Origin of the sequence: Pseudomonas sp. ADAK13, assembly GCF_012935715.1 — a bacterium.
Classification (GTDB): Bacteria; Pseudomonadota; Gammaproteobacteria; order Pseudomonadales; family Pseudomonadaceae; genus Aquipseudomonas.
In genome coordinates this window covers 4,856,339-4,869,099 of record NZ_CP052860.1, presented here as the reverse complement: position 1 = coordinate 4,869,099, position 12,761 = coordinate 4,856,339, and the positions used below count along the sequence as shown (strand labels likewise).

At 57.7% G+C, this 12,761-nt stretch carries 14 protein-coding genes; 12 read left to right on the top strand and 2 right to left on the bottom strand.

Annotated elements, in window-relative coordinates; translation table 11 throughout:
- The first annotated feature begins 100 nt into the window (after positions 1 to 100).
- The 12 genes from radC to HKK54_RS22500 all read left to right on the top strand — a co-directional run bounded on the left by radC (position 101) and on the right by HKK54_RS22500 (position 11,170).
- On the top strand, positions 101 to 595 hold the full coding sequence (radC, locus tag HKK54_RS22555) for a RadC family protein (RefSeq protein ID WP_169387881.1): 495 nt from the start codon (positions 101 to 103) through the stop codon (positions 593 to 595).
- A 52-nt stretch (positions 596 to 647) separates the two neighbouring features.
- Positions 648 to 1,394, top strand: a complete 747-nt coding sequence (locus HKK54_RS22550; RefSeq protein ID WP_169387880.1) for a DUF5983 family protein — start codon at positions 648 to 650, stop codon at positions 1,392 to 1,394.
- A 105-nt stretch (positions 1,395 to 1,499) separates the two neighbouring features.
- Positions 1,500 to 2,042 carry a PFGI-1 class ICE element type IV pilus protein PilL2 gene (pilL2, locus tag HKK54_RS22545; protein WP_169387879.1) on the top strand — a complete coding sequence of 181 codons (543 nt, stop codon included), beginning with the start codon at positions 1,500 to 1,502 and terminating at the stop codon, positions 2,040 to 2,042.
- A complete protein-coding gene (locus tag HKK54_RS22540) occupies positions 2,039 to 2,710 on the top strand; it encodes a chemotaxis protein (protein WP_169387878.1) in 672 nt (223 codons plus the stop codon). Before pilL2 ends, HKK54_RS22540 begins: the two co-directional genes overlap by 4 nt.
- A gap of 9 nt (positions 2,711 to 2,719) precedes the next feature.
- Positions 2,720 to 3,439 carry a TIGR03759 family integrating conjugative element protein gene (locus HKK54_RS22535; RefSeq protein WP_169387877.1) on the top strand — a complete coding sequence of 240 codons (720 nt, stop codon included), beginning with the start codon at positions 2,720 to 2,722 and terminating at the stop codon, positions 3,437 to 3,439.
- Positions 3,421 to 3,969: a lytic transglycosylase gene (locus tag HKK54_RS22530; RefSeq protein ID WP_169387876.1), complete on the top strand. Its 549-nt coding sequence runs from the start codon at positions 3,421 to 3,423 to the stop codon at positions 3,967 to 3,969. The genes HKK54_RS22535 and HKK54_RS22530 overlap by 19 nt, the downstream gene beginning before the upstream one ends.
- On the top strand, positions 3,966 to 4,481 hold the full coding sequence (locus tag HKK54_RS22525) for an integrating conjugative element protein (protein WP_169387875.1): 516 nt from the start codon (positions 3,966 to 3,968) through the stop codon (positions 4,479 to 4,481). The genes HKK54_RS22530 and HKK54_RS22525 overlap by 4 nt, the downstream gene beginning before the upstream one ends.
- A 9-nt stretch (positions 4,482 to 4,490) precedes the next feature.
- Positions 4,491 to 6,596, top strand: a complete 2,106-nt coding sequence (gene traD / locus HKK54_RS22520) for a type IV conjugative transfer system coupling protein TraD (RefSeq protein WP_169387874.1) — start codon at positions 4,491 to 4,493, stop codon at positions 6,594 to 6,596.
- Between the two features lie 89 nt (positions 6,597 to 6,685).
- Positions 6,686 to 7,417 carry a TIGR03747 family integrating conjugative element membrane protein gene (locus HKK54_RS22515; protein ID WP_169387873.1) on the top strand — a complete coding sequence of 244 codons (732 nt, stop codon included), beginning with the start codon at positions 6,686 to 6,688 and terminating at the stop codon, positions 7,415 to 7,417.
- 473 nt (positions 7,418 to 7,890) lie between these two features.
- Positions 7,891 to 9,564: a carboxylesterase/lipase family protein gene (locus tag HKK54_RS22510; RefSeq protein ID WP_169387872.1), complete on the top strand. Its 1,674-nt coding sequence runs from the start codon at positions 7,891 to 7,893 to the stop codon at positions 9,562 to 9,564.
- A 63-nt stretch (positions 9,565 to 9,627) separates the two neighbouring features.
- Positions 9,628 to 10,365, top strand: a complete 738-nt coding sequence (locus HKK54_RS22505; RefSeq protein WP_169387871.1) for a TorF family putative porin — start codon at positions 9,628 to 9,630, stop codon at positions 10,363 to 10,365.
- A gap of 19 nt (positions 10,366 to 10,384) precedes the next feature.
- Positions 10,385 to 11,170: a helix-turn-helix domain-containing protein gene (locus tag HKK54_RS22500; protein ID WP_169387870.1), complete on the top strand. Its 786-nt coding sequence runs from the start codon at positions 10,385 to 10,387 to the stop codon at positions 11,168 to 11,170.
- A 155-nt stretch (positions 11,171 to 11,325) separates the two neighbouring features.
- On the opposite strand, the gene HKK54_RS22495 is transcribed toward HKK54_RS22500, so the two are convergent.
- Positions 11,326 to 11,901, bottom strand: a complete 576-nt coding sequence (locus HKK54_RS22495; RefSeq protein WP_169387869.1) for a carboxylesterase family protein — start codon at positions 11,899 to 11,901, stop codon at positions 11,326 to 11,328.
- A gap of 470 nt (positions 11,902 to 12,371) precedes the next feature.
- Positions 12,372 to 12,755, bottom strand: coding sequence for a winged helix-turn-helix transcriptional regulator (locus tag HKK54_RS22490; protein ID WP_237150973.1), 384 nt, complete (start codon positions 12,753 to 12,755; stop codon positions 12,372 to 12,374).
- Positions 12,756 to 12,761: the final 6 nt, after the last annotated feature.

Here is a 12,761-nt window from a genome sequence, read left to right as displayed (position 1 = left end):
ACAGCGCGCCATCGGCTAACGCCCGCGACTCCACACCCACCTCGGGGACACCACTCCCCTCGGGCGTGTACCCCTGATGGTTCCCTTCGGAGATACCACCATGAGCACCCCACTCACACTGATTGAGACCTCGGATTTCGAGGCTGATCGTATCGTCCAAGAAAACCAGGTGATCGACGAAGCACTGCATATTCTGGATCGTCGGCTGTTCGCCCGCGGCCCTATCCTGACGTCGCCTGACGCCGTGGCCTCCTACCTAAAACTGCACCTTGTGCAACAAGAGCATGAAGTCTTCGGAGTGATTTTCCTCGATGCCAAGCACCGGGCGCTGGCGTTCGAAGTTCTCTTTCACGGCAGCATTGATGGCGCCAGCGTTTACCCCCGCCAAGTCGTTAAGCGTTCCCTAGCGCACAACGCTGCCGCCGCCATTTTTGTTCACAACCATCCCTCAGGTTGTACGGAACCCAGCCAGGCGGATCGCGTTTTGACCGCACGGCTGAAGGAGGCCTTGGCCTTGATCGAAGTGCGCGTACTGGATCACTTCATCGTGGGTGAAGGTCGTCCGCTCTCCCTTGCCGAATATGGCTGGCTTTAACCCTCACAGGCGCCTTCGGGCGCCTTATTCATTTTCATCCTGGAGAACCCTCATGAACCGCGCCCCCCAAGCTGCAGCCCTGCTGCCGGCCTCAAATCCATTTGCTCGCGGCTACGACAACCTGCATATCGAACGGCTGCTACTGATCACCTACGAAGACGACTGTCCTCCTTGCTTTCGCCCCGTACACGACTCACAGACCCATCTGCTCGACCATGCACTGCAACTATTCCCCTGCCTGTTCAATGACGATTTCGCCTTGATCAGCGAAGGCCAATCCATTTCGGATGATTTGGATGGACGCTGCCCGTCCACCGGGCTAGTGCGCCAAGTAATCTACGCTGTGATGGGCGAAATGCTCAACGAGCGGCATCACGTCGGCGACCTGTACTCCCTGGAAGAAGCCCAAGCCATGGTCCATCGCTTGAGCTTTGGAACGGGACACTACAGTCGAGCCTGGGAGATCAGTACCGCACATCTTCCTGAAGAAGCGATGCTTTATCTGGAAGAGTGGGTCAGTCACTCCGCGCCGAGGCAAACCGGCCTCTTGTTCGAGCTTTTTACGCTGCCAGATTGCTGCGGTATCGGTTGCAAACTGATCGGCACACCCTGGACGGACGAGAACTTGCTGAACATTGAGGGCAATCGTTATTCGAGCTTGAGACAAGAACAACTCGACGCAGGCACACCGGAAGCCTTGGTCAACGTACTGTATTTGGCGGCATTGGCGGATGTGCGATTGTTGATCTTCGACCCCGACGCTGCCGTCTTGGATGGGCTCGCCATTTTCGATGAATAGCAACGTGTTCAGCGTTAACACGACCCACCTTAAATCAACTTTCTCACTGAATCGCTCCTTCACCTCATGCCAGGTTCTGCACTGAATCTGACTTGAGGTTTTTCCATGGAGCGCTTTTTCCCGCCTGTCTGCCTGCTGGGTTTGTTGAGCGCTTGCACCGCGCAAACTCCCAACCCATTTTCGACCCATCCCGAGATCGACAGTAGCTCCAATCGGGCCCAGCTCTCGAGGGGGCCAATTGAAGGAAGCCATACGGCGGAACTCCGCTATGGCCGTTATACGCTGGTCAGCACCGAGCCCACCACGGAACAACGCGACCTTCTCACCCAGATCATCGATGTGAGTATCCCGTCCAATCTGAATCCTTCGGTGCAGGATGCATTGCAGTACGTATTGCAGCGCTCGGGCTATTCGCTCTGTCCCGTTACCGCGTCGGTGAAGGTGCTGTTTACCCGGCCCCTGCCGGCGGCCCATTACCGGCTTGGCCCAATCCCTTTGCGCAGCGCGCTACAAGTGCTGGCTGGCCCCGCCTGGCAACTCACGACCGATGAAGTCAGCCGTTCGGTCTGCTTCGAACAGCAGAAAACGGAGGCCGGCGTCGCGCTGATCACACCCGTCTCGCCCCATCTGTTGGAGGCACTCCCATGAGAGCCTCGACGTTTCAAACCCTCATTGTCGGCTTACTTTGCCTGGCGGTCGCCGGGCTAAGCGGTGGTTTGTATAACCAGTACCAGCGCATGGCAGACCTTCAGAGCACGGACACGCAATACCGACAAACCCTGGACACCCTGCAACGTGACTCAAACGCCCTCAAGGACGCCCAGGAGAAGCTGCAGTACGCGCTGAAAGACCTGAAGCAGATGGTCGATACTGGTGAGCAACAGGCCAATACCCTCGATCCGATGCTGGATCAGTGGGCGCAAGAGATACAGGAACTGCGCGATGGCCTGGCGGCCCGTGCCACCATGGCAGACCTGACAGTGCTACGCGCACGTCTTGAACAGGTCGAGCAGCAGTTCCTGGACATCAAGACCCAGCCATCATCCCCACCGCCATCGCCTTCCGCGACCAAACCGAAAAAGACCGCTCACCCCAAGCCCGTCCCGCTCCCGCCACCGTTCTCGGTGTTGGGGGTCGAATCCCGTGGTGGTGAGCGCTTTTTGGCAGTCGCACCTCATGACAGTCGCTCGCTCATGGATGTTCGGCTGCTGCATAACGGCGAGCAGCTCGGCGCCTGGCACCTGAAAGTGCTGGAGCCGAACTCAGCCATCTTCACGGTGGCCGCTCAACCAGATCAGACCGTGCACCTCCCTTGAGAAGCGATCATGAACAGAGCGTTACTGCCCGCCGTCGTTTGTCTCGTTTCGCTATTGACCACGGGCGCTGCGATGAGCCAACCCCTCACGATACAGTCACGGAATCAGGGCACGCAGGTCGCGCCCTTGGGGCGCTCTCACTCTGAACAGGCGTCGAGCTGGGGGCTGACAGAGCAGGAGTGGACGCGCTTCGAACAGATCCAAGCCGGCCCACGCGGTTTCTGGAGCCCGAACCTCGATCCGTTGACCGCACTTGGAGTCGAAGCCCAGACCGACCAAGAGCGCCAGCGCTATGCCGAATTGCAGGTAGCGCTGGAAGCCAAACGCGCCGAGCGTGAGTTGGCCTACCAAAACGCTTACACCACGGCCTGGGCCAAGCTATTTCCCGGGCTGCTGCCGATCCAGGGCATGGCATCCCCGTCCCCTACCAGCTCATCGGTCGCGCCGCGCCCAGCTCTGTTTGTGGAGGACCACTGCCCTGCATGCTCCGCTGAAGCACAACGTTTGCAAAACAGTGACACGGCGTTCGATATCTACCTGGTGGGCAGCCAAGGCGAGGATGAACGCGTCCGTAGCTGGGCTCGGCAAGCGGACATCGATCCGGCCAAGGTTCAACGCCGGCAGATCACCCTGAACCATGACCGTGGTCGCTGGTTCAGCCTGGGGGCCCCGGGGCCATTGCCTGCCACATTTCAACAGGTGAATGGACAATGGCAACGCCTCGACTGAGCGGTATTGCGCTGATGTTGGCGATGCTGGCGGCTCAGGCCGAGGAGCTTCCGCCGCCAGCCTACCAACTGGCGGCGCATGACGCCGACATCCCTTCTACGGTGCTGTTCGCGATTGCCCTGCAGGAGAGCGGTATCCGCGTCCGTGGTCGACTGCTGCCCTGGCCGTGGACCCTGAACATCGCCGGTAGTCCTTACCGCTTCGCCACTCGCCAGGCTGCCTGTCACGCCTTGCTTCAAGCGCTCGCCCGACATGACCCCAAGCGGGTCGATGCCGGAATCGGGCAAACCAACTTGGGTTACCACGGACAACGTTTCTCCAATCCCTGCGAAGCCCTCGACCCCTACCGAAATCTCGCCGTCACCGCCGCGCTGTTGCAGGAGCATCACGCTGCCACCGGTGATTGGGTGTTGGCTGCCGGACGTTATCACCGCCCGGCAGGAGGAACGCCAGCCGCGCGTTACCGCGCCGGCTTTTCCCGACAACTCGAACGACTGCAGGTTTCCTTCAAACAGGGCACACCACCATGAAGCGAATATCCCTTATCTGCTATTTCATCCTGCTCTTGGCACCTTTCGCCCAGCCGGAACTGATCGTAGCCGGGGATCAGCCTAGCGACTTCACCCGCCCCCATTTTCAGGTCGTCAGGCCGCCAATAAACAACAAGATCCTGCCTGATCGGGCCATGCATGCGGACCTGTCCACGTTTGCCGATGAAGCCTGGATACTACCCGTCCGCAGCTCTCACTTGAGCCCCGGCCAAATCACGTCTCGCGCCCTGAACATGCCGGGCCTGCAACCCTTCTTTCTGGTGGGCGGCGATCCCCAGTCGTTGACTTGGCTGCGTCAACGTGCGGCTGAACTTCAGGAAATGGGCGCGGCTGGCCTCGCCGTCGAAGTGGCCGATAATGAAGCCCTGGCCCGTATCCGAGCAGCCGCTCCGGGCGTCACCATCCTGCCGGTCAATGGCAACGACATCGCCGCCCGCCTGCAGATCGAGCACTACCCCGTCTTGATCACTGCCACCTCACTGGAACAGTGAGTCCAGATCATGGCCGAGCATGCGATGGAATCCAAGCTCCGGCCAGCGGTGGAGCTGTACACCGTAGCGATCTGCATCGCGGCCGCAGTGCTGTGCGTGTACTCGCCCTGGGCTGTGGCCCTGTCACCCGAGATCGGTCTGGTCGCAGCGCTGGCCTATGCCCTGTTCGGCCTTATCCGCCTGCGACAAGCTTGGGAGGTGCTGCGTTATCGGCGCAATATCCGTCGGCTGCCCCGCTACGAGCTGACCAGCCGCCAGATTCCGGTCAGCCGCAAGCGTCTGTTCATGGGCCGCGGCTTTCGCTGGACCCGCCTGCACACCCAGCGCCTGGTCGAAGCCCAGGATCCGGCGGTCGCCCACTATGTCGACCAATCGACCTGTTACCGCCTGGCCCGTGGACTCGAACGGCGCCTGGAACATGCACCGTTTCCGCTCTCGACATTGGCGCGTGTCACCGCCTGGGACAGTGCCTTCAATCCGTTGCGCCCTTTGCCCCCGGTTGGTGGCTCGCCGCTGTTGCATGGGGTCGAGCCCAATGAAACGGAAGTTAGTCTGCCGCTGAGCGAACGGGTCGGACACACCCTGGTGCTCGGCACGACCCGCGTAGGCAAGACGCGGCTCGCCGAGGTGTACATCACCCAGGACATTCATCGCATCGATCATGAGGTGGTCATCGTCTTCGATCCGAAGGGCGATGCCGACCTGCTCAAACGCATGTACGTCGAAGCCAAACGCGCCGGTCGGGAAAAGGAATTCTATGTTTTCCATCTAGGCTGGCCAGAGATCTCCGCGCGTTACAACGCCGTAGGACGTTTCGGGCGCATTTCGGAAGTGGCGTCGCGCATCGCCGGGCAGCTCAGCGGTGAAGGCAACTCCGCGGCCTTTCGCGAGTTCGCCTGGCGTTTCGTCAACATTATTGCCCGCGCTCTGATCGAGCTGGGCCGACGTCCGGACTACCTGCAGATCCAGCGACATGTGGTCAACATCGACGCACTGTTTATCGAATACGCCCAGCAGTTTTTCGCCAAGACCGACCCAAAAGCGTGGGAAGTGATCGTCCAGCTTGAAGGCAAGCTCAACGAGAAAAACATTCCCCGGCATATGGTGGGACGCGAAAAGCGCGTGGTGGCCATCGAGCAGTACCTGGCGGCCAAACGGGTATTTGATCCGGTAATGGACGGACTGCGTTCGGCAGTGCGCTACGACCGTACTTACTTCGACAAGATCGTTGCCTCGCTACTGCCGCTGCTGGAGAAACTCACCACCGGCAAGACCGCCCAGTTACTGGCCCCTAACTACACCGACCTGGATGACCCGCGGCCGATATTCGACTGGATGCAGATCATCCGAAAACGCGGCATCGTCTACGTCGGCTTGGATGCACTGACCGACGCCGAGGTGGCCGCCGCGGTGGGCAACTCCATGTTCGCCGACTTGGTCTCGGTCGCCGGACACATCTACAAACACGGCATCGACCATGGCCTGCCCCAATCGGGTAACAACAGTGACAAGTTGCCGATCAACCTCCACGCCGATGAGTTCAACGAGTTGATGGGTGATGAATTCATCCCGCTGATCAACAAGGGCGGCGGCGCCGGCATCCAGGTGACGGCCTACACCCAGACCCTCAGCGATATCGAAGCGCGAATCGGCAACCGGGCCAAGGCCGGCCAGGTCATCGGTAACTTCAACACCTTGCAGATGCTGCGGGTACGCGAGACCGCCACTGCTGAACTGCTCACCCAGCAGTTACCCAAGGTCAACGTGCTGACCAAGACCCTGGTGTCGGGTGCCACCGACACCTCCGATCCTGAGGCCAACACCGACTTCACCTCGTCCTCACAGGACCGTGTCAGCAGCACCAGTGTGCCGCTGATCGAGCCTGCTCATATCGTCAGTTTGCCCAAGGGGCAAATGTTCTCCTTCCAGGCCGGTGGGCAGCTCTGGAAAGTCCGCATGCCTTTACCCAAACCCTCCAACGACGACGCCATGCCCAAGGACCTACAAGAACTCACTCAACGGATGCGGACGACCTACAACGCGCAGGCGGGACAGTGGTGGAGCGCAAGCGGTGGCGGCCCAACAACCAACTTCGATCTGGATCAGGTGGGGTAGCCCGCCCCGCTACAGGTTTCGATTCAGCAGAAAACGATCCAGGAGACGAATTGCCCACATCAACTCTGCAACGCGCAATGGAGTGAACGATGGCGACTTCCTCCCAAAACACGCCGCCACAACCGATCCAGCGCCCTGGGTTGATCATCTCGGCGATCAACCTGGTCCTGCGCATCATCGGATTGCTGATTGCCTCTTTGCTGTTCTCAATCTTCATTGAGTTCGTCGGACTGCTGCTGTTCTGGGGTGATCAGGGCTGGCGGCATAGTCAGGCCATGCTAACCAGTGAGCTGGGCTGGCTCAGCGAGCACTTCAAATCTTCTCTCATCCTCCAACAACCTGGACAGACGATTGTCCAGTGGCTGGATTTTCTCAATCAATGGTTATTGGTCAAGACTGGCTTAGCGGATTTTGCCCAGCAGGCGCGCGTGTCGAGCCAGAGTAATGGCTTCTGGGGCTGGACCAATCTTCTCTACGTGAGCATTGAGGACTTCGTACTGTCAACGGTGTATGTGATCTTTACCTTCGTGGTGCGCCTGACGATTCTAGTCCTGACTACACCACTATTTTTGTTGGCTTCGCTCACCGGTTTTGTCGATGGTTTGATGCGCCGCGACCTGCGTAAGTTTGGCGCCGGGCGTGAAAGCAGTTTTGTCTATCACCGCGCTAAGCGAGCAGTGTTACCACTGTTGATGGTGCCCTGGATCATTTACCTATCCCTGCCCTTTTCGCTCGACCCCTTCGCTATTCTTTTGCCTTGTGCAGTACTACTTGGAGCAGCAGTAACGCTCACATCGATGACGTTCAAAAAATATCTTTAAATACTTATTTGAGCTATTTCACTCAATACCACAGACTCAAAACTGTGCGTCCTGTTGCCTTGATCGCACACTTTAGGACGAGCTTATGATGCACCTGAGCATTTGCATTGCCGCCCAACCAGTATTCGGGAGGTCTTATCGCTATATCTCGACCCTTTGAGTTAGTTATCAAACAGCTCAGTGAGCTCTTACGAAACAGTAACTGTGCTTAAGTCATATGTCACAGCTTAGTAATCAAATCGCTAAAATCTGAGTCGTATTGATTTTTAGTAATAAAAGCTAGCGGGATTTACGCCATTGGCGTCGTGATAGTTTCGCACCGCAATCGGCCATAGACCGACCGCACTGGTGCGTGTCGACATCGCCGTCCTGGAGCATTGTGGCTAGCATCTGATCGGTAACCGTCTCGTACAATACGCGGTTCGAGATGCGTCACATCCTACGAGCCTCTAATAAGAAGATCGGAGCTACTCGTGGATAAAAGAACAATCGCGGTCATCGGCGCTCTCTTGTCCTGCGTGGGAATCAGCCATGAGCTGCTGGCCAGCCAAGACTGTTCCGCCTGCACACGCACCGAAAACGGTGAGATCAAAGGCACCGCGTCAGGTTCGGTGATCGCGTTCAAGGGCATACCTTATGCCAAGGCTCCGGTGGGGGAATTGCGCTTCCGCCCGCCACAAGCTGCAGACAAGTGGGATGGTTTGCGCGATGCCAGCCAATACCGCGCCACCTGCCCCCAGTCGAAAGACCCGCTGGAAAGATACCCCTTCCCTGGAAAGACCATTCACTACTCAGACGGAAATCAGAACGAAATCTACGAGAATGAAGACTGCCTTCAGTTGAGTGTCTGGACGCCAACTGCGGACCACAAGAAGCGGCCCATCATGATTTTCATTCCCGGCGGCGCATTCGTAGTAGGAAACGGCTCGTCCAACTTCTATGACGGCAGCCGATTGGCCGGCCACGACGTAGTGGTGGTGACACTCAACTATCGGGTCGGCCTGTTCGGTTTCATGGAGTTGGGCGCTCTCGACAAAAATTACGCCGGTAGCGGCAACAATGGTCTGCGCGACCAAATTGCCGCCATTGAGTGGGTCAAGCGTAACGCGGCAGCCTTCGGTGGTGACCCCGACAATGTCACGGTCTTCGGTGAGTCCGCGGGTAGTATTTCGATCACTGCGCTTCTGTCCATCCAACAGCCATCAAAATGGTTCAAGCGTGCCATCGCCCAAAGCGGTGCCAGCAACTTCATACACTCGAAGGACTTCGCCCTAGGTTCCGGCAGGACCATTGCCCAAGTCGGTGGCTATCAGTCTGTAGAACAACTGCTGAAGGCCACTCCCCAGCAGTTACTGGAGACGCAAAAGAACGCAGTGGCCGCAGTAGGTGTCGGCGACTTGCTGTTCGCCCCCTTCATTGACGGTACGCTCATCGCCGATGAGCCTAACAAGCAGCTGAGCGACGGCAACGCTCAAGGTATCGACCTGATGCTCGGCGCCACTCAAAACGAGCTGAACTATTGGAGCCTGTACGACGGCCAATACCGAAATATGTTCGTCGAGAACACCGACTTCGGGCCCGCCACTACGGCAATCCCCTTGCAGTACCGCACGGAGCTGGAAAGCCGACTTGGCACCAAGTTGGATCAGCGCTACGCCGCTATATTAAAGCTCGACCAGCACAACCTCATCCGACAGGCTCAAAACGACGATTATGCGATGATCCAGCCTATGGACCGCATGGCTGAGCGCCAGAGCGCTCGAAACGCCAACGTCTATCTTTACCGCTTCCAATGGAAAGTCCCCACCGAATATCTACCCAAAGGCGTGCCAGACCTCGGTGCGGTCCATGCGCTGGACCTGCCCTTCGTGTTCGGCACCCTGGACTTGGGTTGGGTACCGGGCGGGATCAGGCTTGAACAGGCCAGGCGCGACGTTGAGGCGCGGCTCAGCGCCCAGATGATGTCCGCCTGGACCAACTTTGCCCGCACCGGCAACCCCAACGGGGCGAACGTTCCCCAGTGGCCTCAATACGAGACGTCCCAACGAAATACCATGATCTGGAGCGAACACTCAAACGCCGAATCCGATCCCGAATCAGAGCGGCGCAAACTCTGGCAAAACGAAGATTTCGGTTCTTTCCTCTGATAACTGCCGATAAAAATCCCGCTCGCCATTGAGCAGGAAACAAACAATAAAAACGGTGACCTCATGAAATGTAATCTCTCCTCCATAGCGGCTGGCGTGTGCCTGTCATTCCTAATCGCCCATGACGCAAGTGCGGTTTCCCTCGGCAAGGGATTCGACCTGGATATAGAACTCACGGCCGTCAGCGACTACCGTTACATGGGGATTTCCCAGAATCAGCGAAACCCAGCGCTACAGGCCGGGCTGGCCCTGGCATCGCCCATCGGCCTGCATGTCGGTATCTGGGGTTCGTCGGTGGACTATGGTCGCGGGGTGAACACGCGCCGCGAACAGGATTACTATCTGGGATGGTTTATCCCGATCACAGACGAGCTGTCCATTGATGTGGGATTGCTCAAATACGAGTACCCCCGAAGCAGCGAACTGAACCAGACAAGCACCTATGGGGTGGTCAAATACAAGGGGCTTGAACTGACTTACCAGTACACCGGCGACCGCGATGGCAATCAGAGTGGCAGCTACGCCACCGTCGGCTACACCTACACAGTCAACGACAGCACTCGGTTCAAAGCCCGTTATGGTGTGATCGACGCTAAGGATCAGGTGTTTTATTCAGCAAGCGGTGAAACCCGGTCTCGTTATCATGAGTGGGAGGCAGGGGTCGAAAAGGACCTTCGGGGCATGACCTGGAAGGCTAGTTACGTCGATACGGACCTATCGAAAATGGAATGCTACAACTTCCAGGGCTATGACAACCTCTGTTCCGGGAACGTCGTGGTCAGCGTGAGCAAGCACTTCTGATCGTCAAGGGGGCGCAATCGTGCAGAATTCCATGCCCACACAGTCGCTTTACATAGGGCCCGACTGGATCATGTATGCCGGGCCGGACGGCTACGAGCGTTCGCAGATGCTGTCTGCGGCCATCCTGCTGGGAGAGCCCGGTAAACCGCTGTTGTGCCAGTTCAGTGGCGGCGAACTTTCGGCGTCGTGCCTGCTGCATCCGGCGGGCATGTGGAGCACAGTCAGCGCTGCCCCTTTCATCGTGATCTACCTGGACCCCATGTCCACCTCCGGCCGCAAGATTCAATGCGGCTCGGGTTCACCCAGATCATCTGCTCAGGTCCTAGAACGCTTGCCAAACTACGCGGAGGATTTCGATAGAATCTGCCGTGCAGATTTCAGTGCCCACGATGCGACGCTGTTCACGGCTGCGCTTCGCACGGGTATTGAAGCGACCGGTGCTCGTCAAATGGAGGACCCACGCCTGGAGTGCGTAGCGAGAGCGCTTTCCGAGAACCCGGTGGGACGGCTCGACCTGAAACGACTGGCCGGTATGGTGGGTTTCTCGGCTGATTATTTACGGCACCTGTTCAAGCAGCAAACCGGTATCACATTGTCCAAGTACAAGACTTGGAATCAGTTGCATGTGATGCTCTGTCAAATCGTTAGAACACAAGGTCCGATTTATAACTGGAACACCCACGAATCGCTGCAATCAGCAGGTTTCTACGATGACTCCCACGGTTACAGAACCATCGCCCAGTACTTCGGCCCACAGCGATCCATGGCAGACAAGAAGTTGTTGTTAGTCAATTGCCTTGCCTGATGGACGTGCGCCAACCTCAGGCGGCAACCATCGTTAGAGAACGGGAGAAAGGCCGCCATCAATTCGCAAGTTTAATCCCGGTTATGTAGCCTGCAATTGGGCAGGCGAGGAATGCGACAGCCGCTTAAAACCAACACCCTTGGAACCGGGTTTTTTCAAGGAGTCATCATGGCTACCTCGCCAGGAGGATCAATCTTGCGAGCATTGCTGCGACAGGTATTGGCATTCCCGCGTTGACGTTTCTCCAATTCTCCGGAAGTTGTCCGTTTCCGAAACGAGTGGATCGAGCGATATCGCTCCGTTCCATCCTCGGCAGCAGCGCCTGGGGCCGCACCGAAGTGCATCACCTGCAAGCCGGGGCCTTCATAGGCCAGCCAAGCCGGAAGACCCGGGCCGTTCGGGTTGTCATTCCGCACGAAGTTGGTCCAGTAGGGCATCATCAATGCTGACAAGGCCTCAACGGGCGGCCCCGCCCGCGGCCTGGAGGGATCTCGGTGATCATTGATGCTGCCGAATATGAATGAAAGTTCTGCGCTATGTACGGGATGAGGCGAGTAATCCGAAGAATGCTGGTAGTTGTAGACTAAGACCTGTGATGTCGATGTCGCGTGATGTGTGCCTAGCCACTCCCAGGTTTGCTCGCTGAAGAGCAGATCGCCGATCAACAGCTGGGCAGATCGTTTATCTGTTTGCCTGGAGTCAGCCGGATAGACCTTGAGGAAGTCGCTCAACCCGACTCGCCGAACTGGCGTAAGCGCCTGGCGAACACACCTTTCCGACTCCAGCATTAGGGCGATGTTGTCCGTCTATTTTTTAGCGGACGTGATCACCCTTATCGCCAGGATTTCCATGCGCCAACGAAGCTCTTACCCGAAGCCCTTCAAAGCCCAGGTCGTGCAGAGACTCTGCAACCTGGCGCCTCAGTTTCCGTTGTCGCCATCAGCAAGGTCATCAATGCTCCACTATGTTTGGAAACGCCAAAGGCGAGTGGCAGTGTGCCCCTGGGTAGGTCCATTTATGGGCGGAATTTGCCGATTGTGGTTCAAAGCCGTCCTTGGCCGGCGAAGTGTCCCAATCGGCTGCTTTCGGCCAAATTACGGAAGCTGGACGAGGCGCATCCTGGGAAAATCTCGGCTGCGTCGAGTGGCTTAAATCATCGGGTAAGCGTCAAAGCAACGCCGTACAGCGCGCGAATCCGACCTTACAGCCCACGTGCTGGCGAGAGTGACGAATCAAACGCCGCACGAGCCGTTTCAATGCGCTCCAAGTTTTTGATGACCCACGTGCCCAAGGCCCGTACAGGCATCACTAGCTCCAACCCCATGTCCGTCAACGCATATTCCACGCTCGGGGGCTTGGTTGGATACACGGTGCGCGAAATGAGGCCATCCCGCTCCAAGCCCCGTAATGTGGTCGTCAGCATCTTCTGAGAAATCGCTCCAATGGCCCGCCGCAGTTCGCTAAAACGTTTGGGGCTGGCCTCGAGCTGGACCACTGTCAATACCGACCATTTGTCGCCGACCCGTGCCAAGGCGCTCGTAACCCGCTGGCAGTGGGTGGTGTCTTGTAAGTTACTTTGTTCCAAAAAAGT

Excerpts from the sequence above, each read along its gene's own strand:
- radC (WP_169387881.1), top strand. The coding sequence starts at position 101 with ATGAGCACCCCACTCACACTGATTGAGACCTCGGATTTCGAGGCTGAT.
- HKK54_RS22550 (WP_169387880.1), top strand. The coding sequence starts at position 648 with ATGAACCGCGCCCCCCAAGCTGCAGCCCTGCTGCCGGCCTCAAATCCA.
- pilL2 (WP_169387879.1), top strand. The coding sequence starts at position 1,500 with ATGGAGCGCTTTTTCCCGCCTGTCTGCCTGCTGGGTTTGTTGAGCGCT.
- HKK54_RS22540 (WP_169387878.1), top strand. The coding sequence starts at position 2,039 with ATGAGAGCCTCGACGTTTCAAACCCTCATTGTCGGCTTACTTTGCCTG.
- HKK54_RS22535 (WP_169387877.1), top strand. The coding sequence starts at position 2,720 with ATGAACAGAGCGTTACTGCCCGCCGTCGTTTGTCTCGTTTCGCTATTG.
- HKK54_RS22530 (WP_169387876.1), top strand. The coding sequence starts at position 3,421 with ATGGCAACGCCTCGACTGAGCGGTATTGCGCTGATGTTGGCGATGCTG.
- HKK54_RS22525 (WP_169387875.1), top strand. The coding sequence starts at position 3,966 with ATGAAGCGAATATCCCTTATCTGCTATTTCATCCTGCTCTTGGCACCT.
- traD (WP_169387874.1), top strand. The coding sequence starts at position 4,491 with ATGGCCGAGCATGCGATGGAATCCAAGCTCCGGCCAGCGGTGGAGCTG.
- HKK54_RS22515 (WP_169387873.1), top strand. The coding sequence starts at position 6,686 with ATGGCGACTTCCTCCCAAAACACGCCGCCACAACCGATCCAGCGCCCT.
- HKK54_RS22505 (WP_169387871.1), top strand. The coding sequence starts at position 9,628 with ATGAAATGTAATCTCTCCTCCATAGCGGCTGGCGTGTGCCTGTCATTC.